Here is a 21,813-nt window from a genome sequence, read left to right on the forward strand (position 1 = left end):
ACGATGGAGAGTTTGCAGAGCCGCCTGCTGTCGCACCGGCTGGCCTCGGTGATTCGCGATTTCCACCAGCCGGTGATGATCTGGCAGGCGGCGATCCTCATCGGTGCGCTGTGTTTCGCGTGGGTGGCCGCGCGCTTCGTGCACGGCCGGATCGACGCGCGGCGCCGGGCAGCCGGGCGTGCGCCCGGCGCGGGTGCGCAAAGCCTGAAGCGTGCATTGTTTCCGCTGTTCGGCAGCGTGTTCGTCGGCGGCGCGCAGCTCGCGTTCGACCCGTTCATGTCGACGTCGCTGCTGTCCCTCGCGCTCGTGCCGCTGTTCGGCATCGGGCTGATCTACGTGCTGTTCTTCTTCGCCCGGCGCGTGTTCGCGCGCGACGGCCACACGCACGCGTGGCTGTCGATCGTCGAGAAGATCGTGTCGACCGTGGTGTGGGCCGCGATGGTGATGACCGTACTCGGCATCCAGCGCGACGTGCTCGGTTGGCTCGACAGCGTGCAGTTCCGGGTCGCGACCGCGCACCTCACGCTGCTGTCGGTGATCTCCGGCGCGCTGTGGGTGTGCGTGACGCTGATGGTCGCGATGTGGCTCGGCTCGGTGCTCGAGGATCGCCTGTCGCGCGCGAGCACGCTCGACGCGAACCTGAAGGTCGTGCTGTCGCGGGTCGGCCGCGCGCTGCTCGTGTTCGCGGCGATCCTGATCGGGCTGTCGCTCGTCGGCATCGACGTGACGGTGCTCGGCGTGTTCGGCGGCGCGGTGGGCGTCGGCCTCGGGTTCGGGCTGCAGAAGATCGCCAGCAACTACGTGTCGGGCTTCATCATCCTGCTCGACCGCTCGCTGCGGCTGGGCGACGCGATCAGCGTCGGCGGGCTGCAGGGCGTCGTCACGCAGATCCGCACGCGCTACACGGTCGTGCGCGGCCTCGACGGCAACGAGACGCTGATCCCGAACGAGAAGCTGATCACCGACGTCGTGCAGAACCAGTCGTCGTACCTGACGCGCGGCTATGCGAAGGTCGCGGTGCAGATTGCGTACACGAGCGACGTCGAGCAGGCACTCGCGTTGCTTGCCGACGCCGCGAAGGACGTGCCGCGCGTGCTGACCGAGCCCGCGCCGACCCCGTACCTCGTGAGTTTCGGCGCGGACGGGATCGACCTGGAGCTCGGTTTCTGGATCGAGGATGCCGCCAAAGGCACGTCGGGCGTGCGCTCGAGCGTGAACCGCAACATCTGGCGGCTGTTCAGCGAGCACGGGATCTCGATTCCGTTTCCGCAGCGCGAAGTGCGCGTGGTCGGGCTGCCGGACGGTTTTCCCGCGGCGGGCGCGGCGCCGGGGCGCGATCCGGCGGCGGCCAACGGTGCGCTGGACGGGCACGCGCCGGCCGCATAACGGGCGCGGGCGGTCAATCGTACCGATCCCGCGGTCGAAACCGGATCGCGGGCCTTTCCCAGTCCGCACGTGGACCGCGCGGGTTGCGTCAGGGCAAGAAAATATTCATTTTTTACAAAGACTTGGAACGGTTGAAGTAAAATTCTGGTCTACACGCGGTATGCTTTCATTCTTCTGACGCCAGCGTGGCGTCGCTCTCATCACGGGTAACTGCCTTGTTGAATTCTGTGCTCGATTTTCTTTCCCACGGGCTCCTGCATTTTTCGTGGTGGCAAGTCGCGTTGTTCGCGCTCGCCGTCACGCACGTCACGATCATCGGCGTGACCGTCTACCTGCACCGCTGCCAGGCGCACCGCGCGCTGGAGCTGCATCCGATCGCGAGCCACTTCTTCCGCTTCTGGCTGTGGATGACCACCGGCATGCTGACCGGCCAGTGGGCGGCGATTCACCGCAAGCACCACGCGAAGTGCGAGACCGAGGAAGATCCGCACAGCCCGCAGACGCGCGGCATCTGGAAGGTGTTCCTCGAGGGCGCCGAGCTGTATCGCGCGGAAGCGAAGAACGAAGAGACGATGCGCAAGTTCAGCCACGGCACGCCGAACGACTGGCTCGAGCGCAATGTCTACTCGAAGTACCCGATTCTCGGCATCAGCATGATGATGGTGATCGATGTCGCGCTGTTCGGCGTGCTCGGCCTCACCGTGTGGGCCGTGCAGATGGTGTGGATTCCGTTCTGGGCCGCGGGCGTCGTGAACGGCTTCGGCCACTTCTGGGGCTATCGCAACTTCAACTCGGCCGATGCGAGCACGAACCTGTTCCCGTGGGGCATCGTGATCGGCGGCGAAGAGCTGCACAACAACCACCACACGTTCGCGACGTCGGCGAAGCTGTCGAACAAGTGGTACGAGTTCGACATCGGCTGGATGTACATCCGCATCATGTCGGCATTCGGTCTCGCGAAGGTGAAGAAGGTCGCGCCGACGCCGCGCCTGAACAAGCCGAAGACGGTGCTCGACCAGGAAACGCTGCAGGCCGTGCTGTCGAACCGCTACGAAGTGATGGCGCGTTACGGCAAGGCCGTGAAGCGTGCGTATCGCCAGGAGCTCGCGCACCTGAAGGAACTCGGGTCGAGCGAGAAGTACCAGCTGATGCGCGGTGCCCGCAAGTGGTTCCACAAGGACGCCGACGGCCTCGACGAGCCGCAGAAGAAGCTGCTGCCGGAAATCTTCGCGAACAGCCAGAAGCTGCATACGTACTTCCAGCTGCGCCAGGATCTTGCCGCGATCTGGGATCGTTCGACCGCCTCGCGCGAACAGCTTCTCGCGCAATTGCAGGATTGGTGCCATCGCGCAGAACAAAGCGGCATCAAGGCGCTGCAGGAATTCGCGACACGCCTGCGTCGCTACGCCTGATTCGAAATCGATTAGAATCTCAGGACGTCACAAACCCCGCGTTGGCGGGGTTTTTTCATTTGGGCCGCCGGTTTTTGAAAGATCGGTGGCGCCGGGATTGGTATGAGGCTTGGGGCCGGAGTAAGCGTTTAAACGCTTACTCCGGCCGACCGCGTAGCATGGGGAGGGAGTAAGTGCTAAAGCACTTACTCCCTCCGACAGGAGATATGGAGATGCAATCGACGATCAAACCCGTCGAGTACGACCGGCCCGTCGCAGCAGGGACCGTGTGCGGCGTCGGACAGGCATGGGCCAAGGTGCCCGACGCGCCGTCCGCCGACGAGCGCGCTGCGCTGAAGGCACGCATCAAGGCGTTGCTCATCCGTGAAAAGGCCGTGCTGGTCGCCCACTACTACGTGGATGCCGAACTGCAGGAACTGGCCGACGAAACGGGCGGCTGCGTAGCCGATTCGCTCGAAATGGCCCGCTTCGGCCGCGACCACGACGCGCAGACGCTGGTCGTCGCCGGCGTGCGCTTCATGGGCGAAACCGCGAAGATCCTGAGCCCGAGCAAACGGATCCTGATGCCCGATCTCGACGCGACCTGTTCGCTCGACCTCGGCTGCCCGGTCGACGAATTCTCGGCATTCTGCGATGCGCATCCGGACCGTACCGTCGTCGTCTACGCGAACACCAGCGCGGCCGTGAAGGCGCGCGCGGACTGGATGGTCACGTCGTCGATCGGTCTCGAGATCGTGGCCGACCTGCACGCGCGCGGCGAAAAGATCATCTGGGCGCCGGACCGCCATCTCGGCAGCTATATCCAGAAGAAGACCGGCGCGGACATGCTGCTGTGGCAGGGCTCGTGCCTCGTCCACGACGAATTCAAGGGCATCGAGCTCGACCTGCTGCGCGCCGAATATCCGGACGCGAAGGTGCTCGTCCATCCCGAGTCGCCGGAAAACGTCGTGGCGCAGGCCGACGTCGTCGGTTCGACCACGCAACTGATCGACGCGGCCGTCAAGTTCGACGCGAAGCGCTTCATCGTCGCGACCGATCTCGGCATCCTGCACAAGATGCAGCTGGCCGCGCCCGGCAAGACCTTCATCGCCGCGCCGACGGCCGGCAACAGCGCGACCTGCAAGAGCTGCGCGCACTGCCCGTGGATGGCGATGAACGGCCTCGCGAACCTCGCCGACGTGCTCGAACGCGGTCACAACGAGATCTTCGTCGATCCCGCGATCGGCGAGCGCGCGCGTTTGCCGATCGACCGGATGCTCGAATTCGCGGCCGCGCACAAGAAGCGCGTGCAGGCGAGCGGTGATCTGCAGCGCGACCAGTCGCTGTTCGCGAACGTGGGGGCGGCATGAGCAACGCCGTATCCCCGCTGTTCGAAGCCGTCCGCGCCCAATACGGCGCGGCATTCGACGAAGCGATCGCGCGCAACGTGGGCGACGCGATCGCCGAAGACGTCGGCACCGGCGACCAGACCGGGCGGCTCGTGCCGGCCGGCGAGCGCCGCCGCGCACGGATCATCGTGCGCGAGGAAGCCGTGCTGTGCGGCGTACCGTGGTTCGAGGGTGTGATTGCCCGGATCGATCCGTCGATCATCGTGCAATGGCGCTATCGCGAAGGCGACCGGATGACGCCTGATTCGACCGTCTGCGAACTCGAAGGGCCGGCGCGCGCGCTGCTGACGGCCGAGCGCAACGGGCTGAACTTCCTGCAACTGCTGTCGGGCGTCGCGACCGCGACGCGCCGTTACGTCGAGCGCGTCGAAGGCACGCGCGCGAAGATCCTCGATACGCGCAAGACGCTGCCGGGGCTGCGGCTCGCGCAGAAGTACGCAGTGCGCGTGGGCGGCGGCGAGAATCAGCGGCTCGCGCTGTACGACGGCATCCTGATCAAGGAGAACCACATCGCGGCGGCAGGCGGTGTCGGCGAGGCGCTCGATGCGGCGTTCGCGCTGGAGTCGGGTGTGCCGGTGCAGATCGAAGTCGAGACGCTCGCGCAGCTCGACACGGCGCTCGCGCATCGAGCGCAGTCGGTGTTGCTCGACAACTTCACGCTCGACATGATGCGCGAAGCGGTGCGCGTGTCGGATGGCAAGGCCGTGCTCGAAGTCTCCGGCGGCGTCAATTTCGATACGGTGCGTGCGTTCGCGGAGACGGGCGTCGATCGGATCTCGATCGGCGCGCTGACGAAGGATGTGCGGGCGACCGACTATTCGATGCGGATCGTCGACTGACCGAACGTCATCCGATCAGACAAAAAGCCGTTGGCGCGCAAACGCCAACGGCTTTTTTCTTGTGCTGCGGCCGCGGCCGGGAAGGGCGGCGCGCCGCTCAGCGGCGCACGCGCGGCGTGAGCACGCTCGGCAATGCCTTCGGCAGCGTATGCGGCCAGTCGCGGCTGTAGTGCAGCCCGCGGCTTTCGCGGCGGGAGTGCGCACTCTTGACGATCAGCGTGGCCACGTCGACGAGGTTGCGCAGTTCGAGCAGGTCGCGCGTCACGCGGAAGTTCGCGTAGTACTCGTGGATCTCGTCGCGCAGCAGCGACAGGCGATGTTTCGCGCGTTCGAGGCGCTTGTCGGTGCGCACGATGCCGACGTAGTTCCACATCAGGCGGCGCAGTTCGTCCCAGTTGTGTGCGACGACGACTTCCTCGTCCGCGTCCGACACACGGCTTTCGTCCCACGCGGGCAGCGTGGCCGGTGTGTCGGCGTCGAAGCCGGCCGCCTCGATGGCCTCGGCTGCCGCGCGACCGATCACGAGACATTCGAGCAGCGAATTGCTCGCGAGCCGGTTCGCGCCGTGCAGCCCCGTGTACGACGTTTCGCCGACCGCATACAAGCCGGCGAGATCGGTGCGCCCCGCGAGATCGGTGACGACGCCGCCGCACGTATAGTGCGCGGCCGGCACGACGGGAATTGGCTGTTTCGCGATGTCGATGCCGAATTCGAGGCAGCGCGCATGAATCATCGGGAAATGTTCGCGCAGGAACGCTTCCGGCTGATGGCTGATGTCGAGATACACGCAGTCGATCCCGCGCTTCTTGATCTCGAAGTCGATGGCGCGTGCGACGATGTCGCGCGGCGCGAGCTCGGCGCGCGGATCGTGCGAGGGCATGAAGCGGGTGCCGTCGGGCAGCTTCAGCAGGCCGCCTTCGCCGCGCACGGCCTCCGAAATCAGGAACGACTTCGCATAGGGGTGGAACAGGCAGGTCGGGTGGAACTGGATGAATTCCATGTTCGACACGCGGCATCCCGCCCGCCATGCCATCGCGATGCCGTCGCCGGTCGCGGTGTCGGGGTTCGTCGTGTACAGGTAGACCTTGCCGGCGCCGCCGGTGGCAAGCACGGTGTGCGGCGCCTCGATCGTGATCGTGCGGTCGTTGTCGACGTCGAGCGCATACAGGCCGTGACAGCGGCGGCCGGGCAGGCCGAGCCGGTCGGACGTGATCAGGTCGATCGCGTGGTGGTTTTCGAAGAACGTGATGTTCGGATGCTGGCGCGCCCGCTCCGACAGCGTCGCGAGCACCGCATGGCCGGTCGCATCGGCCGCATGGATGATCCGCCGGTGGCTGTGGCCGCCTTCGCGCGTCAGGTGAAAGCCGAGTTCAGCCGCGTCGTCCTTCGTGAACGGTACGCCTTGCGAGATCAGCCATTCGATTGCTTCGCGGCCGTGCTCGACGATGTAGCGCGTCGCGCCTTCGTCGCACAGGCCGCCACCGGCGACCAGCGTGTCGTCGACGTGGTTCTCGATGCTGTCCGCCGAGTCGAGGACCGCCGCGATGCCGCCTTGCGCGTTATCGCTCGCCCCCTCCATCATCGAACGTTTCGCGATCAGTGCGACACGTCGCGTGCTGGCCAGGTTGAGTGCGACCGACAGCCCTGCCAGGCCGCTGCCGACGATCGCCACGTCGAATTTCATGCTGCATCTCCATCGTTACGCTTTTGATCTTGTGCGTTCCGGCGGCCGCAGCCGCGGAAAGGGGAGAGCATACCGCGTCGGGCTCGAGCGTGCGCGCAAAACACGCGCAAAACAAAAAGCCCCGCATGTGCGGGGCTTTTCGGTCGCCGTCAGGCTGGCAGAAACCGGAGATTACTTGATCTTGGTTTCTTTGTATTCCACATGCTTGCGGACGACGGGATCGAACTTCTTGATCGCCATCTTTTCCGGCATGTTGCGCTTGTTCTTCGTGGTCGTGTAGAAGTGACCCGTACCAGCGGTCGACTCAAGCTTGATCTTGTCGCGGGCGCCTTTTGCCATGATTGTGCTCCTTGGGCTTAGGCTTCGCCGCGTGCGCGCAGGTCAGCGAGCACGGAATCGATGCCGTTCTTGTCGATCAGGCGCAGGCCGGCGTTCGAGACGCGCAGGCGCACCCAGCGGTTTTCGCTCTCAACCCAAAACCGGCGGTTTTGCAGGTTCGGGAGGAAGCGGCGCTTCGTCTTGTTGTTGGCGTGGGAAACGTTGTTGCCGCTCATCGGCGCTTTCCCAGTTACTTGGCATACGCGTGCCATGAGAGCACTCCTAATACGCTAAATTCGGGGTTCGATCGCCGGTGAAGGTTCCATCGCACCGCCACGTGATCCATGGCTGCACTCAGAACGCCGTAGCCCTTACAGACAAGGCCCTTCGATGGCTAGAACTGGTTGGAAAAAAGACAGACGACGATTCTAGCAGAAAAAGTTCAGAAAAATCAAACCTAATTTCGCTTCGTCGTTGCGGCGCCCTGGGATGGGCCGCCGCGCCACAGTCTACAGCCAACCGGCCCGCGCGAACGAGAAAGTATCGCTGACGCCGACGACGACATGATCGAGCAGCCGCACGTCGACGAGTTCGAGCGCGTCCTTCAGCACGCGGGTCAGGCGGCGGTCTTCCGCGCTCGGCTGCACCGCGCCCGACGGATGGTTGTGCGCGACGATCAGCGCCGCGGCGTTATGTTTCATCGCGCGGCGCACGATCTCGCGCGGATAGACCGCCATGCGCGTGAGCGAGCCGCGCGCGATTTCCTCCATGTCGATCAGGCGGTTGCGCGCGTCCAGATAGACCGCGATGAACACTTCGTACTGGCGCGTGCCGATCTTCAGTCGCAAACAATCCTCGACGGCGCCGGGCGAGTCGATCTGCATCCGTTCTTCCACCTTCTCCACCAGCATGCGCCGCGCGATCTCGGTGACCGCGACGAGCCGCGCGGAGCGTGCGGGGCCGATGCCGGGGTGCGCCTCGAAATCGTCGGCGGTCGCTTCGAGCAGCCCGTGCAACGTGCCGAACTGATCGACCAGTGCGCGGGCGGTGACGAATACATCGTGGCCGGGCTTGCCGGTGCCGAGCAGCAGCGCGATCAGCTCGTCGTCGGTCAGCGCGGCCGGCCCGCGTTCCAGCAGCCGTTCGCGCGGCCGCTCGGGCCGCCAGTCGCCCGGACGGCGCCTGAGCCGGTTGATCGGGATGACGCGGCCGGGCGGATCGGCCGGGCTATCAGCGGTGTCGCGGCATTCGGCCGACGGCAGGATGGGGCAGGGAGACAGCATGGTCGGAACTCCATTGGCGGCGGGCGGCGTGCGCAACGTCGTCGCACTTTCCGCCTTGCACGCTCAGGTGACTTACAATATTGGCTTTGCGCCGGGCCATTCGGCCGTAGCGGGCGCCGACTGAACGAGTAATTCATGAGCCTCATCGATCTATCCGAAGTGAAGCCCGGTTCCCACGTCACGTTGCATTACCGGCTGGCACTGGCCAACGGCGCCGACATCGTCAACACCTTCTCGGACAAGCCGGCCACGCTGTTGCTGGGCGCGGGGCAACTGGCGCCGTCGCTGGAACAGATTCTGCTCGGGCTCAGGGTCGGCGACCATTCGACTTTTCAGCTAGCTCCCGATCAGGGGTTCGGCCCCCGCAATCCGGACATGCTCCAGCGCGTGACGCTGTCGACGCTGCGCGAGAACGGGATGGTCGGCGACGATTTCACGCCGGGCGAACTCATCGAGTTCAATGCACCGGATGGCGGTCGCTACGCGGGGGTGCTGAAGGAAGTCAGCGAGACTTCCGCGCTGTTCGACTTCAATCATCCGCTCGCGGGCCAGGCGCTCACGTTCGAAGTGAAAATCATCGGAATCCTGTAATCATGAGTACCACCGATACGCTGTCCGGGCAGACCGTCGCCGCCGACGCCGAAATCCTGCTGGCCCAGCCGCGCGGTTTCTGCGCGGGCGTCGACCGCGCGATCGAGATCGTCGAGCGCGCCATCGCGATGCATGGTGCGCCGATCTACGTGCGTCACGAAATCGTCCACAACAAGTACGTGGTCGAGGATCTGAAGAAGAAGGGCGCGATCTTCGTCGAGGAGCTCGAGGAAGTGCCGGCCGGCAATACCGTGATCTTCAGTGCGCACGGCGTGTCGAAGGCCGTGCGCGACGAGGCCGACGTGCGCGGGCTGCGCATTTACGACGCAACCTGCCCGCTCGTCACGAAGGTGCACGTCGAAGTGGCGAAGATGCGCCAGGACGGTGTCGACATCGTCATGATCGGGCACAAGGGCCATCCCGAAGTCGAGGGCACGATGGGCCAGGTCGAGCGCGGCATGCACCTCGTCGAAAGCGTCGAGGACGTGCAGAAGCTCGAACTCGCCGATCCCGAACGCATCGCGCTCGTCACGCAGACGACGCTGTCCGTCGACGACGCGGCCGAGATCATCGGCGCGCTGAAGGCGAAGTATCCGAAGATCCGCGAGCCGAAGAAGCAGGACATCTGCTACGCGACGCAGAACCGCCAGGACGCGGTGAAGTTCATGGCGCCGCAATGCGACGTCGTGATCGTGGTCGGTAGTCCGAACAGCTCGAACTCGAGCCGGCTGCGCGAAGTGGCCGAAAAGCGCGGCGTGGCCGCGTACATGGTCGATGCACCGGACCAGATCGATCCGGCATGGGTCGCCGGCAAGCGCCGCATCGGCGTGACGGCCGGCGCGTCGGCGCCGGAGGTGCTGGCCCAGGCCGTGATCGCGCGGCTGCGCGAACTCGGCGTGCGCAACGTCCGCGCACTCGAAGGCATCGAGGAAAACGTGTCGTTTCCGCTGCCGCGCGGGTTGAACCTGCCGCCCGCCGCCTGATTGCCGCATCGCACTCCGCGGAACACCCAAGCGCGCCCCCGGGCGCGCTTTTTTTGTGCCTCGAAATCCAAATCGCAACCATTATTCCCGGTCGTGGTGCAACCCGGTTGCTCCGGCTGCGTCCAATCGTGTCTCAAAATTGGTTGCAATGCAGGAAAACCCCATCGAATCAGGAATATTGGCGTCCTATAAATGGAGTTACAATGCGCCCGTTTTCAAGCCGGAATGGCTTTGAAATCGGGATTTGGCAAGGCGCGGGAGACCATTCAATGCATGTGAAGTTGGCTTACGCCCTGTCCGTCGCCGCACCGGTTGCAATGCTTGCCGGCTGCAGCAAAAAGAGCGACGACGAGGCGGGCAGGGAGGCCGCGGGGGGCGCGGCACCATCGGCCGGCGGCGTGCGCGTCGCCGGAGCCGGACGTGCGGCGCCATCGGCGCGCCGTATCGCGCAACGGGGCAGGGACAAGGAAAACGGGGCACGTTTGACGAGTTTGACGATCGAGGAAATCCACGTGCCCGGCCCCACGACCGGGCCGGCAGCGGGCATGGCTGCGTCGCGGCCAGCCGCCGATCGACGGATGCCGGACGATCACGGTATTGCCGACGACGTGCCGAGGCCACTGTCCCCCCTTCAATTCGATTCGACGAAACAGCGCGCCGCCGCGACCGCCCGTGTCGCGACGCGCAGTCTGGTTCGTACGATGGATTCCGATGCAGTCCTGACGAAAGTCGGGCGCGGCGGTCGCAACGCCCTGGCCGGCGACGCGACGCGGAATCCGATCCGTCCTGGCGCGATGCTTGCATGGCACTGGACGGGCCAAGGCACGGATGCCGGGAAACCGGACGACGGCCGTCTCGGCATGCTGCCCCACGACTTCAAGGAGGCCACGAACACCGTCCTCGATGTCGTGACGATTTAGCGACGGGACTCATGACGGCACCGGAACAGTGCGGTGCCGTTTTTGTATCCGCTTCGGCGGCAGGTCCGGCCGTACAGGCCGGGCGGCGCGCGCCGGAACGATCCACCCTTACCGGTATCGACTAGTACCCGCAGTGTCGCCGAGAAGGCGCGATTCCTCGCTTACCCGCGGGGCGCAACGTCCTCCGGCAGCACGGGCCAAGGAGCTTTAAATGGATATTTTCGTCCAGCAGGTTCTCAACGGGCTGGTGCTCGGCAGTGTGTACGCCATCATCGCGTTGGGATACACGATGGTGTACGGCATTCTCGGCATCATCAACTTCGCGCACGGCGACGTGCTGATGATCGGCGCGATGGTCGCGCTGTCTGCCATCACCGTGCTGCAGAACCACTTTCCCGGACTCGGCAACGTCGCGACGCTGACGATCGGCCTGGGCATCGCCGCGGTCGTCTGTGCGTTCGTCGGCTTCACCATCGAACGCGTCGCATACCGGCCGCTGCGCCGCGCGCCGCGTCTCGCCCCGCTGATCACCGCGATCGGCGTGTCGATCCTGCTGCAGACCGCTGCGATGATCATCTGGTCGCGCAACCCGCTGCCGTTCCCGCAGTTGCTGCCGACCGATCCGATCAACGTGATCAAGGCCACCGACACGACCCCCGGCGCCGTGATCTCGGTGACTGAAATCGTGATCATCGCGGTCGCGTTCATCGTGATGGGCGGCCTGCTGCTGCTCGTGCACAAGACCAAGCTCGGCCGCGCGATGCGCGCGATCGCCGAAAGCCCGAATACGGCGAGCCTGATGGGCGTGAACCCGAACTTCGTGATCTCCGCGACGTTCATGATCGGCTCCGCGCTCGCCGCGCTGGCCGGCGTGATGATCGCGTCCGAATACGGCAACGTGCACTTCTACATGGGCTTCATCCCCGGCATGAAGGCGTTCACGGCCGCGGTGCTCGGCGGGATCGGCAACCTCGGCGGCGCGATGGTCGGCGGCGTGCTGCTCGGCCTGATCGAGCAGCTCGGGGCCGGCTACATCGGCAACCTCACGGGCGGCGTATTCGGCAGTAACTACCAGGACGTGTTCGCCTTCGTCGTGCTGATCATCGTGCTGGTGTTCCGCCCCTCGGGCCTGCTGGGCGAACGGGTCGCGGATCGCGCGTAACGGAAGGGGAGCAAACAACATGACATCCATTCAACCGATCGAATCGTCGACGTCGCTGGTCGAAGAGCGCAATACCGCCAAGACCGTCGTCATCGGCATCCTGACCGCCGTGTTCGTGATCGCCGCGCCGATCATCATCGGCTCGGCCGGCGGCAACTACTGGGTCCGCGTGCTCGACTTCGCGATGCTGTACGTGATGCTCGCGCTGGGCCTGAACGTGGTGGTCGGCTTCGCCGGCCTGCTGGACCTCGGCTACATCGCGTTCTACGCGGTGGGTGCCTACACGGCGGCGCTCCTGAGCTCGCCGCACCTGACCTCGCAGTTCGAGTGGATCGCGGCGCTCGCGCCGAACGGGCTGCACGTGCCGTTCCTGCTGATCGTGCCGATCGCGATGGCGCTGGCGGCGACCTTCGGGATCCTGCTCGGCGCGCCGACGCTGCGCCTGCGCGGCGACTACCTGGCGATCGTCACGCTCGGCTTCGGTGAAATCGTCCGGATCTTCATGAACAACCTCGACCGTCCGGTGAACATCACCAACGGCCCGAAGGGGATCACGGGCATCGATCCGGTGCACGTCGGCGGCTTCAACCTGTCGCAGACGCATACGCTGTTCGGCTTCCAGCTGCCGTCGGTGTACATGTACTACTACCTGTTCGTGCTCTGCTCGCTGCTGGTGATCTGGGTGTGTACGCGTCTGCAGCACTCGCGTATCGGCCGCGCGTGGGCCGCGATCCGCGAAGACGAGATCGCCGCGAAGGCGATGGGCATCAACACCCGTAACGTGAAGCTGCTCGCGTTCGCGATGGGCGCGTCGTTCGGCGGCCTGTCGGGCTCGATGTTCGGCGCGTTCCAGGGCTTCGTGTCGCCCGAGTCGTTCACGTTCTGGGAATCGATCGTCGTGCTCGCCTGCGTGGTGCTCGGCGGCATGGGCCACATCCCGGGCGTGATCCTGGGCGCGGTGCTGCTCGCGATCTTCCCGGAATTCCTGCGCTCGACGATGAGCCCGCTGCAGCACGCGCTGTTCGGTCATGACATCGTCGATACCGAAGTGATCCGTCAGGCGCTGTACGGCCTCGCGATGGTGATCATCATGCTGTACCGCTCGGAAGGCCTGTGGCCCGCGCCGAAGCATGAGGACAAGATCGCGAAACTGGCGAAGCGCAACAGCAAGAAGCCGGTGCGCGCTTAACCTACGGACAAGGGGATACACACATGAGCGACAAGCAAATCCGACTGTCCGTCTCGGGCGTGAACAAGCGCTTCGGCGGGCTGCAGGCGCTGTCCGACGTCGGCCTGCAGATCCGCGAAGGCGAGATCTACGGTCTGATCGGCCCGAACGGCGCCGGCAAGACGACGTTCTTCAACGTGATCACGGGCCTCTATACGCCCGACTCCGGCGACTTCAAGCTGGACGGCACGAACTACACGCCGACGGCCGTGCACCAGGTGGCCAAGGCCGGCATCGCGCGCACGTTCCAGAACATCCGCCTGTTCGGCGGGATGACGGCGCTCGAGAACGTGATGGTGGGCCGCCACGTACGCACCAAGCACGGGCTGCTCGGCGCGGTGTTCCAGACGCCGGCCGAACGCCAGGAAGAGCGCGAGATCAAGGAACGCGCGATCGAGCTGCTCGAATACGTCGGCGTGCTGCAGTACGCCGACTACACGTCGCGCAACCTGTCGTACGGCCACCAGCGTCGGCTGGAAATCGCCCGGGCCCTCGCGACCGACCCGAAGCTGCTCGCGCTCGACGAGCCGGCAGCCGGGATGAACGCGACCGAGAAGGTCGAACTCACGCGCCTGCTCGACAAGATCCGCTCGGACGGCCGCACGATTCTCCTGATCGAGCACGACGTGAAGCTCGTGATGGGGCTGTGCAACCGGATGACGGTGCTCGATTACGGCAAGGTGATCGCCGAAGGTCTGCCGCAGGACGTGCAGAAGAATCCGAAGGTGATTGAGGCATATCTCGGCGCAGGGGTGCACTGATGGCAGCGGCAATGTTGAAAATCAAGGGCTTGCAGGTCAACTACGGCGGCATCCAGGCCGTCAAGGGCGTTGACATGGAAGTCCGTCAGGGCGAGCTCGTGACGCTGATCGGCGCGAACGGCGCCGGCAAGACCACGACGATGAAGGCGATCACCGGGCTGAAGCCGTATTCGGCCGGCGACATCGAGTACGAAGGCAAGTCGATCAAGGGCGTGCCGTCGCACGAACTGCTCAAGCGCGGCCTCGCGATGGTGCCGGAAGGCCGCGGGATCTTCGCACGCATGTCGATCATCGAGAACATGCAGATGGGCGCGTACCTGCGCAACGACAAGGAGCAGATCAAGAAGGACGTCGACCGGATGTTCGGCTTCTTCCCGCGCCTGAAGGAACGGGCGACGCAGCTCGCGGGCACGCTGTCGGGCGGCGAGCAGCAGATGCTGGCGATGTCGCGCGCGATCCTCTCCAAGCCGAAGCTGCTGCTGCTCGACGAGCCGTCGATGGGGCTGTCGCCGATCATGGTGGAGAAGATCTTCGAAGTGGTGCGCGAGATCTCGAAGGAAGGCATCACGGTGCTGCTGGTCGAGCAGAACGCACGCCTCGCGCTGCAGGCGGCCGACCGCGGCTACGTGATGGATTCGGGCACGGTCACGATGGAAGGCGACGCGAAGCAGATGCTCGACGATCCGAAGGTGCGCGCCGCGTATCTGGGCGAGTAAGCGATCGAACGAACGGGTCCGGTTGCGCAAGTCGCGCCCGGGCTGTCCGAAAAGCCGTCACGGGAAACCGTGACGGCTTTTTTTCGTCTTGGGCGGCTTGCGTCGAACTGTGCGCGCAAAGACGACTCCATTCGATTGTTGCGCTACGCATGCGGCTGGCGGGCCGGAGCCGGCCCGCCATCGGCCGTCCGCTGCCTGCAAACCGACACACGGGCCGCGTAGCATCGATGACCCATCGGGACACGGAGAACACGCATGAGTCTGGACTACGGTTTCGTGAAGGCGAAGGTGACGTCGGTGGCGAGGCTGAAGGGCTCGCCGCACGGCCGCGAGATCCAGTATCACGTTCACCTGACGCTGGCGCTGCCGGCAGGCGACTGGGATGTCGCGATCAACGTCGGCACCAGCGACGCGGACGACCTGCTGAACTACAAGCTCGTCTACGATTTCCACCATCCGGTCACGGCGACGCTCGCCGCCGCGGCGGAAGGCTATACCGATCTGACGGGGCGGGCCGCGCTGCCCGCGCTCGACTATCTGCGCAGCGACATCCTGAACGAGACGGGCGCGTGGCGTGCGAGCGCGGTGATGGACGGCACCGAGCATCCGGAGCCGATCCCGTCGCTGCTGCGGCTCGTGAACGCCGCGCAGTCGCAGGGCCTCGACGTCGTCGTGTTCGGCCGCACCTATGCGCAAGGCAACGGCATCCACGACACGCACATGAATCAGGGCTCAACGGGCCCGGACTACCTGCATCGCGCGGGTGACGACCACAACGACCACAACGACGTCTGGCAGGACGGCGCGCTGCTCGTGCGCGTGAGCGACACGCAATGGGCCGCGTATTTCGCGGCGTTCGAGCAGCAGGCCGTGCCGACCGACGCGCTCGGCAATCCGCTGCCGGGCGCGGGGCCGATCACGCGCTGAGCCGAACCGCTACGAGCGGCCGTGTTACGCGGCCGACAGCGTCTTGCCGAACGAGATGCGTTCCTCGACGCGATAGCCGAGCGCCGCATAGAAGCGGCATGCGTCGTCGTTGCCGGGCAGCACCTGCAGGTTGATCTTCGGGCAGCCGAGCGCGGCGAGCGCGCGTTCCGCATGCGCGATCAACGCGCGGCCGATGCCGAGCCGGCGCGCGTCGTTGGCGACGCCAAACGAGTAGAGCCAGCCGCGATGTCCGTCGAACCCGGCCATCAGCGTGCCGACGACGCGCGCGCCGCTGATCGCGACGAAGAACAGTTCCGGCTGCGTCGCGAGCTTCAGCTCGATCGATCGCAGCGGATCGCGGTGCGGCGGCGCACCGGCCTCGTCGTACTGCGGGAACGCGTCGCGCCATACCGCGAGCACGGCATCGGTGTCGGTGCGGTCGAACGGGCGGATAGCGACAGCATCGGCGGCGGCATCCATCGCGGCGGTCTCCTTACAGCGTGTCGAGGATCGACCGCAGCATCGCCATCATCTGGTCGATTTCCTCGGTCGTCACGTTCAGGGCGGGCATGAAGCGCAGCAGGTTCGGCCGTGCGGCGTTCAGCAGCAGGCCGTCAGGCTGCATGTCGCGCGCCTTTTCGACGATCTGCGGGCCGATGTCCTTGCCGAGCAGCAGCGCGCGCAGCAGGCCTTCGCCGCGTTCGCCCTCGAAGCCGCGTTCCTCCGACAGCTCGAGCAGCTTGCGCTTCAGATACTCGCTGCGCGCACGCACACCTTCGAGGAAGCCGGGCGCGACGAGCTGCGAGATGACCGAATAGCCGACCGCCGTCATCAGCGGGTTGCCGTTGTACGTGCCGCCCTGGTCGCCGGCCTCGAACACCGCGACATCGGCCTTCGACAGCAGCGCGCCGAGCGGTGCGCCGCCGCCGATGCCCTTCGCGAGCGTCATGACGTCGGGCTCGATGCCGGACAGCTCGTAGGCGAACAGCGTGCCCGCGCGGCCGCAACCGCTCTGCACTTCGTCGACGATCAGCAGCAGGTCGTGCTGCTTCGTCAGCGCGCGCAGCGCCTGCATGAATTCGCGCGTCGCCGGGATCACGCCGCCTTCGCCCTGGATCGGTTCGAGCATCACCGCGACGGTCTTGTCGGTGATCAGCTTCTCGACCGACTCGATGTTGTTCAGTTCGGCCTTGGGGAAGCCCGGCACCTGCGGCGCGTAGATCGTGTCCCAGCCCGGCTTGCCGCTGGCTGACATCGTCGCGAGCGTGCGGCCGTGGAAGCTGTGGTCGAACGTGATGATCTCGTACGCGCCATTCTTGAACTTGCGGCCCCACTTGCGCGCGAGCTTGATCGCGCCTTCGTTCGCCTCGGCGCCGCTGTTCGTGAAGAACACCTTGTCGAACACGCTGTGCTGCGTGAGCAGGCCCGCGAGCTTCGCCATCGGCTCGTTGTAGAACGCAGGCGACGGGTTCAGCAGCTTCTCGGCCTGCGTCTTCAGCGCCTCGACGATACCGTCGTTGCAGTGGCCCAGGCTGTTGACGGCCCAGCCCTGGATGAAGTCCAGATAGCGCTTGCCCGTGTGATCGTAGAGCCACGAACCCTTGCCGTGCGTAAACACGATGTCGGGGCGGTTCGTGATGTACATCAGCGAGTCGATCGGATAATCGTTCAGGGGCATGGCAGCAGACTCCAGCGGGCGTTGAAAGGGAAACGGGCAATAAAAAAGCCACGGAAGGCCGTGGCTGGTGGGTCGAACAGCTTGTGCGTAACCGGTGAAGCGGAGGAGGGTTACGCGCGAGTCCGTGACGAGCCGGCGGCATCCGGGCGGAGCGGCGAGCGGCGACGTCGGAGAGCGGACAGGAAGCGGTTCATGTGCGCAAGCATAAGGCATCCCGCGCCCCACTGTAAACCGCCGCGATGCCACGGATGTGACACGGCGGCGCGCAGCGGGGGCGCGGCGAGCCCGGTGCTCAGACCGGATGCGCGAGGTCGGCGGCGCTCGTGAACGAGTCCGCGTAGAACTCGTCGGCCGGCAGCGCGTGGTGCTGCGTGAAGTCGCGCTGCGCGGATTCGACCATCACCGGCGCGCCGCACGCGTACACCTGATGGCCGGACAGATCGGGCAGGTCCTCGATCACCGCGCGATGGACGAAGCCGGTGCGGCCCGTCCACTGGTCGGCGTCGTCCGGCTCGGAGAGCACCGGCACGTACGTGAAGTTCGGGATCTCGCGCGCCCATTGCTCGGCGAGTTCGGCGAGGTAGATGTCCTTCTTGCGGCGCGCGCCCCAGTAGAGCGTCATCGGGCGGGTGATGCCCGAGTGCTTCACGTGCTCGATGATCGCCTTGATCGGCGCGAAGCCGGTGCCCGACGCGAGCAGCACGATCGGCTTGTCGGAATCCTCGCGCAGGAAGAACGTGCCGAGCGGGCCTTCGAAGCGCAGGATGTCGCGCTCCTTCATCGCACCGAACACGTGGTCGGTGAACTTGCCGCCCGGCATGTGGCGGATGTGCAGCTCGATCGGACCTTCCTCGTGCGGCGCGTTCGCCATCGAGTAGCTGCGGCGCGAGCCGTCCTTCAGGATGAATTCGACGTACTGGCCCGCGAGGTACTGCAGGCGTTCGTTGGCGGGCAACTGCAGCTTCACGACCATCACGTCGTCGGCCTTGCGTTCGAGCGCGGCGATCCGGCACGGCAGCTTCTTGACCTGCACGCCGTCGACGCCGGCGATCTCGCGCACGTCGATCTCGAGGTCGCATTGCGCCTTCGAGCAGCACAGCAGCGCGAGGCCGCGCGTGCGTTCGTCGTTGGACAGCGCCGACGCGGCGTGCGGGCCCTGTTCGATCTGGCCCGACACGATCTGGCCCTTGCAGGAGCCGCACGCGCCGTTCTTGCAGCCGTACGGCAGATGGACGTTCTGGCGCAGCGCGGCCGCCAGCACGGTTTCGTCCGACTCGACCTGGAATTGCCGGCCGCTTTGCTTGAGAGTGACGTTGAATGCCATAGAACCAAACTAGAACAAAATGGGGGGACCGTGCATGTCGCGCACGGCAGCTACAATGCAAAACCGTTGCGCGTCGCGCAACGGCGGCTACTGATTTCGCAACCAACATGATCGCGACACGAATCCTGCGCCGGCCGCGCGTACTGATCGTCGGCTGCGGCGACGTCGGCATGCGCTGCGTCGCGCAATGGCGTGACGCGCGCCGCAATCTGCGCATCCTCGCGCTGACGAGCCATCCGGCCCGCCGCGATGAACTGCGCGCCGCGGGCGCGACGCCGATCGTCGGCGACCTCGATCGCCCGGCGACGCTCGTTCGCCTCGCGGGCCTCGCCCGCACGATCCTGCATCTCGCGCCGCCGCCATCCGACGGCCGTGACGACCGGCGTACGCGTGCGCTGATCGCCGCAACGTCCATGCCCGCGCGTCGCCCGGCGGCACCGCCGGCATCGGCGGTCGGCCGGCTCCGAACGCTGCGCGCCGCAGCGCGACAGGCCGGCGCGCCCGTTCGGGCAGCGCGTATTGTACCCGACGGCCTTCGCGCGCCGAGGCTCGTCTACGCCAGTACGACGGGCGTCTACGGCGACTGCGGCGGCGCGCGCATCGACGAAACGCACCCGCTGCGCCCCGCGAATCCGCGCGCGTTCCGGCGCGTGTCGGCCGAGCGGCAACTGCGTGCGGCGACGGTGCGCGGCGTGCTGTCCGCGCGCATCGTGCGCATCCCCGGCATCTACGCGGCGAACCGCCTGCCGGTCGCGCGGCTCGAGCGCGGCACGCCGGCGCTCGAGCCGGCCGACGACGTCTACACGAACCACATCCATGCGGACGATCTCGCGGCGATCCTGCGCCGTGCGGCCGAGCGCGGCAAGCCGGCGCGCGTCGTGCACGCGTCGGACGACACCGAACTGCGGATGGGAGAGTATTTCGACCGGGTCGCGCAGGTGCTGGGTCTGCCGAAGCCGCCCCGCGTGAGCCGCGCGGACGCCGAGCGCCTGCTCGAGCCGACACTGCTGTCGTTCATGCGCGAGTCGCGGCGCCTGTCCAACACACGGCTCAAGGCCGAATTGTGCGTGACGTTGCGCTATCCGACCGTAGATGATTTCCTTCAAACGCTGGCGCCGGGCAGCGCGTCAGGTGAGCGCCGGTAACGCCTCGATCAGCAGGAAGCACAGCAGCGCACCGATCAGCGCGCCGATCAGGTTCGGATGATATTTGTGCTTCAGATGCATCGTGGCCAGCAGGCCGCCGATCACGACGACACCGATGACCGCGAACGCGATCATCACCGACGACAGTTCGAAAGAATGGTTGATGTTCATGATGCCTCCCCCTGCATCGCTGCTCTTGCAGCTTGTGATTTCAGTATAGCGGGGGAACTTGCGGTCGAGACGCGGCCAGGCACCGAACGGTCGTGCGGATTTTCCCTTACAGGGTTTTGACGGAATTGCGCAGCGCGGCAAGGTCGGCTGCGTCGAGCCATCGCCATGCGCCGGGCGCGAGGTCGGCCGGCAGCGCGAAGCCGCCGATGCTTTCGCGGTGCAGCAATTCCACGCGGTTGCTCGCCGCGGCGACCATCCGCTTGACCTGGTGGTACTTGCCTTCGAGCACGGTCAGCGCGAGTGCATGCGTATCGCGGGCGTCGGCGGCGACGGCCGCGATCGGCTTCGGTTCGCCATGCAGTTGCACGCCGGTGCGCAGCGCGTGCAGTTGCGCGTCGTCGAGCGGGTGGCGCACGGTCGCGACGTAGGTCTTCGGCACCTTGCGCTTCGGCGACGTGTACGCGTGCACGAACTGGCCGTCGTCGGACAACAGCAGCAGGCCGGTCGTGTCCTGGTCGAGCCGGCCGACGCACTGCACGCCGCGCGCGACGAGCGGCGCGGGCAGCAGGCTGAACACGCTCGCATGGTGCTGGGGATCGCGCGAACACTCGTAGCCGGCCGGCTTGTTGAGCGCGAGATACGCGCGCGCATGGAACGGCCAGGCCGTATCGTCGACCGAGAACACGAGGCCGTCGGTGTCGAAGGGGGCGTCCGGGTCGGTCGCGGCGGCGCCCGCGACGGTGACGCGGCCCGTTTCGATCAGGCCGCGGCACTGGCGGCGCGAGCCGAAGCCCTGGGTGTAGAGAATGCTTTCGAGATCCATAGCGCGCGCATTCTATCAAGCACCGGCGCATGGGCGGCATGAACGCGCCTGCGCTGGTAAGCTGCCGGGACGCCGCGCGGCGCGCGGCACCCGTTCATTCTTCACGGAAAGTCCATGCCTTTCGATTCATTCCCGTTGGGCCGCCACGCTGCCGCCGTCATCGTGGCCGCGACCGTTTCGTCAACCGCGTTCGCGCATGCGCATCTCGCGAAGAGCGACCCGGCGGCAGGCGCGGCGCTGGCCGCCGCACCGGCGGCCGTCACGATCGACTTCACCGAGCCGCTGGAGCCGGCATTCAGCTCGATCGTCGTCGTCGACGGTGATGGCAAGACGGTGTCGAACGACCGCGCGCGCATCGACGCGTCGAACCGCAAGCGGATGACGGTGCCGCTCGCGGCGCTCGGCGCGGGTGCGTATACGGTGAAGTGGGTGGCCGTCGCGACCGACGGGCACCGCACGCAGGGCGCGTACGGCTTCAGCGTGAAGTGACGCAACGGCGGCGGCAGGCCCGTGCCAGGGTTGCCGCGCGCCTTTATCCGACAGGGAGTCTCCGTATGAATCCGACGACGCTCGACGCACTCGCCGATTTCCCCCGTCAGCTCGAAGCGCATTTCGCGGCCGTGCCCGATGGCTATGCGCGCTGGACACCCGACGACTGGGCCGGCATCCCGAGCGAGCACTTCTCGCCGCTCGGGCAGCTCTGCCACGTGCGCGACATCGAGATCGACGGCTATCACGTGCGGCTGCGTCGCATGCTCGACGAAGACCACCCGCTGCTCGTGTCGATCGACGGCGACGCGCTCGCGATCGAACGGCGCTACGACGATGCGTATGCGTCCGACGTGCTCGCGGCGATTCACGACGCGCGGCGCGAAACGCTGGAATGGCTGTCGCGCCTCACGCCCGCACAGTTCGAGCGTACCGGCGAGTTCGACGGCTACGGTTCGCTGACCGTGCGCGGGCTCGTCCATTACCTGTGCAGCCACGACCAGCAGCATCTCGCCGGCATGCAGTGGCTGCTCGGCAAGATCGACGCGGCGCTGTACGCGCGCTGAGCGGGCCGGCGGCCGCGCC

The 21,813-nt window shown here is 66.1% G+C and carries 24 protein-coding genes; 15 read left to right on the forward strand and 9 right to left on the reverse strand.

Annotation, left to right across the window (positions count from 1 at the left end; translation table 11 throughout):
* Window positions 1-3: 3 nt before the first annotated feature.
* From HWX07_RS24125 to nadC, 4 genes are all read left to right on the forward strand, one after another.
* Window positions 4-1,386 carry a mechanosensitive ion channel domain-containing protein gene (locus HWX07_RS24125; RefSeq protein WP_175877922.1) on the forward strand — a complete coding sequence of 461 codons (1,383 nt, stop codon included), beginning with the start codon at window positions 4-6 and terminating at the stop codon, window positions 1,384-1,386.
* Between the two features lie 215 nt (window positions 1,387-1,601).
* Entirely contained in the window at window positions 1,602-2,798 is a 1,197-nt protein-coding gene (locus HWX07_RS24130; RefSeq protein ID WP_089488751.1) for an acyl-CoA desaturase, read from the forward strand.
* Between the two features lie 212 nt (window positions 2,799-3,010).
* Window positions 3,011-4,147 (forward strand): quinolinate synthase NadA, encoded by a 1,137-nt coding sequence (gene nadA, locus HWX07_RS24135; protein ID WP_175877923.1) that lies wholly within the window; start codon window positions 3,011-3,013, stop codon window positions 4,145-4,147.
* Complete coding sequence (nadC, locus tag HWX07_RS24140; protein WP_175877924.1) at window positions 4,144-5,025, forward strand: carboxylating nicotinate-nucleotide diphosphorylase; 882 nt, start codon at window positions 4,144-4,146, stop codon at window positions 5,023-5,025. The genes nadA and nadC overlap by 4 nt, the downstream gene beginning before the upstream one ends.
* 97 nt (window positions 5,026-5,122) lie before the next feature.
* Here the strand turns inward: nadC and nadB are convergent, their stop codons facing one another.
* From nadB to radC, 4 genes are all read right to left on the reverse strand, one after another.
* Window positions 5,123-6,709: an L-aspartate oxidase gene (gene nadB / locus HWX07_RS24145; RefSeq protein ID WP_011546008.1), complete on the reverse strand. Its 1,587-nt coding sequence runs from the start codon at window positions 6,707-6,709 to the stop codon at window positions 5,123-5,125.
* A gap of 171 nt (window positions 6,710-6,880) precedes the next feature.
* Complete coding sequence (gene rpmG / locus HWX07_RS24150) at window positions 6,881-7,048, reverse strand: 50S ribosomal protein L33 (protein WP_006478046.1); 168 nt, start codon at window positions 7,046-7,048, stop codon at window positions 6,881-6,883.
* A 17-nt stretch (window positions 7,049-7,065) separates the two neighbouring features.
* Window positions 7,066-7,299, reverse strand: a complete 234-nt coding sequence (gene rpmB, locus HWX07_RS24155; protein WP_004186391.1) for a 50S ribosomal protein L28 — start codon at window positions 7,297-7,299, stop codon at window positions 7,066-7,068.
* 237 nt (window positions 7,300-7,536) lie between these two features.
* Entirely contained in the window at window positions 7,537-8,310 is a 774-nt protein-coding gene (gene radC / locus HWX07_RS24160; protein ID WP_175877925.1) for a DNA repair protein RadC, read from the reverse strand.
* Window positions 8,311-8,445: 135 nt separating this feature from the next.
* On the opposite strand from radC, the gene HWX07_RS24165 reads away from it, so the two are divergent.
* From HWX07_RS24165 to HWX07_RS24200, 8 genes are all read left to right on the forward strand, one after another.
* Window positions 8,446-8,901 carry a peptidylprolyl isomerase gene (locus HWX07_RS24165; protein ID WP_175877926.1) on the forward strand — a complete coding sequence of 152 codons (456 nt, stop codon included), beginning with the start codon at window positions 8,446-8,448 and terminating at the stop codon, window positions 8,899-8,901.
* Between the two features lie 2 nt (window positions 8,902-8,903).
* Window positions 8,904-9,884 carry a 4-hydroxy-3-methylbut-2-enyl diphosphate reductase gene (gene ispH, locus HWX07_RS24170; RefSeq protein ID WP_059603948.1) on the forward strand — a complete coding sequence of 327 codons (981 nt, stop codon included), beginning with the start codon at window positions 8,904-8,906 and terminating at the stop codon, window positions 9,882-9,884.
* Between the two features lie 269 nt (window positions 9,885-10,153).
* The gene (locus HWX07_RS24175) at window positions 10,154-10,804 is read left to right on the forward strand and encodes an amino acid-binding protein (RefSeq protein WP_175877927.1); all 651 of its coding nucleotides are present in this window, start codon (window positions 10,154-10,156) and stop codon (window positions 10,802-10,804) included.
* Between the two features lie 211 nt (window positions 10,805-11,015).
* Window positions 11,016-11,966 (forward strand): branched-chain amino acid ABC transporter permease, encoded by a 951-nt coding sequence (locus HWX07_RS24180; RefSeq protein ID WP_006478051.1) that lies wholly within the window; start codon window positions 11,016-11,018, stop codon window positions 11,964-11,966.
* A gap of 19 nt (window positions 11,967-11,985) precedes the next feature.
* The gene (locus tag HWX07_RS24185; RefSeq protein WP_124481325.1) at window positions 11,986-13,155 is read left to right on the forward strand and encodes an ABC transporter ATP-binding protein; all 1,170 of its coding nucleotides are present in this window, start codon (window positions 11,986-11,988) and stop codon (window positions 13,153-13,155) included.
* A gap of 23 nt (window positions 13,156-13,178) precedes the next feature.
* Entirely contained in the window at window positions 13,179-13,955 is a 777-nt protein-coding gene (locus HWX07_RS24190; RefSeq protein WP_006478053.1) for an ABC transporter ATP-binding protein, read from the forward strand.
* The gene (locus HWX07_RS24195) at window positions 13,955-14,671 is read left to right on the forward strand and encodes an ABC transporter ATP-binding protein (protein WP_089468236.1); all 717 of its coding nucleotides are present in this window, start codon (window positions 13,955-13,957) and stop codon (window positions 14,669-14,671) included. Before HWX07_RS24190 ends, HWX07_RS24195 begins: the two co-directional genes overlap by 1 nt.
* A gap of 255 nt (window positions 14,672-14,926) precedes the next feature.
* Complete coding sequence (locus HWX07_RS24200; protein ID WP_175877928.1) at window positions 14,927-15,598, forward strand: DUF2278 family protein; 672 nt, start codon at window positions 14,927-14,929, stop codon at window positions 15,596-15,598.
* A 24-nt stretch (window positions 15,599-15,622) separates the two neighbouring features.
* Here the strand turns inward: HWX07_RS24200 and HWX07_RS24205 are convergent, their stop codons facing one another.
* The 3 genes from HWX07_RS24205 to HWX07_RS24215 all read right to left on the reverse strand — a co-directional run bounded on the left by HWX07_RS24205 (window position 15,623) and on the right by HWX07_RS24215 (window position 18,600).
* Complete coding sequence (locus tag HWX07_RS24205; protein WP_175877929.1) at window positions 15,623-16,078, reverse strand: GNAT family acetyltransferase; 456 nt, start codon at window positions 16,076-16,078, stop codon at window positions 15,623-15,625.
* Between the two features lie 13 nt (window positions 16,079-16,091).
* A complete protein-coding gene (locus tag HWX07_RS24210) occupies window positions 16,092-17,276 on the reverse strand; it encodes an acetylornithine transaminase (RefSeq protein ID WP_175877930.1) in 1,185 nt (394 codons plus the stop codon).
* A 292-nt stretch (window positions 17,277-17,568) separates the two neighbouring features.
* Entirely contained in the window at window positions 17,569-18,600 is a 1,032-nt protein-coding gene (locus tag HWX07_RS24215; RefSeq protein ID WP_126362928.1) for a CDP-6-deoxy-delta-3,4-glucoseen reductase, read from the reverse strand.
* 107 nt (window positions 18,601-18,707) lie between these two features.
* Between HWX07_RS24215 and HWX07_RS24220 the strand changes: the two genes are divergently transcribed.
* Window positions 18,708-19,745 carry an NAD-dependent epimerase/dehydratase family protein gene (locus HWX07_RS24220; protein ID WP_175877931.1) on the forward strand — a complete coding sequence of 346 codons (1,038 nt, stop codon included), beginning with the start codon at window positions 18,708-18,710 and terminating at the stop codon, window positions 19,743-19,745.
* On the opposite strand, the gene HWX07_RS24225 is transcribed toward HWX07_RS24220, so the two are convergent.
* Entirely contained in the window at window positions 19,728-19,916 is a 189-nt protein-coding gene (locus HWX07_RS24225; RefSeq protein WP_089468230.1) for a hypothetical protein, read from the reverse strand. The two genes, HWX07_RS24220 and HWX07_RS24225, sit on opposite strands and share 18 nt — an antisense overlap.
* Before the next feature lie 106 nt (window positions 19,917-20,022).
* A complete protein-coding gene (locus HWX07_RS24230) occupies window positions 20,023-20,739 on the reverse strand; it encodes a 16S rRNA pseudouridine(516) synthase (protein ID WP_175877932.1) in 717 nt (238 codons plus the stop codon).
* 114 nt (window positions 20,740-20,853) lie between these two features.
* Between HWX07_RS24230 and copC the strand changes: the two genes are divergently transcribed.
* Both copC and HWX07_RS24240 read left to right on the forward strand, forming a co-directional pair.
* Window positions 20,854-21,228: a copper homeostasis periplasmic binding protein CopC gene (gene copC / locus HWX07_RS24235; RefSeq protein ID WP_175877933.1), complete on the forward strand. Its 375-nt coding sequence runs from the start codon at window positions 20,854-20,856 to the stop codon at window positions 21,226-21,228.
* Between the two features lie 65 nt (window positions 21,229-21,293).
* Window positions 21,294-21,794: a DinB family protein gene (locus HWX07_RS24240; protein ID WP_175877934.1), complete on the forward strand. Its 501-nt coding sequence runs from the start codon at window positions 21,294-21,296 to the stop codon at window positions 21,792-21,794.
* Window positions 21,795-21,813 lie beyond the last annotated feature (19 nt).

The organism is Burkholderia sp. BCC0097 (assembly GCF_902832985.1).
GTDB classification, from domain to species: domain Bacteria; phylum Pseudomonadota; class Gammaproteobacteria; order Burkholderiales; family Burkholderiaceae; genus Burkholderia; species Burkholderia orbicola.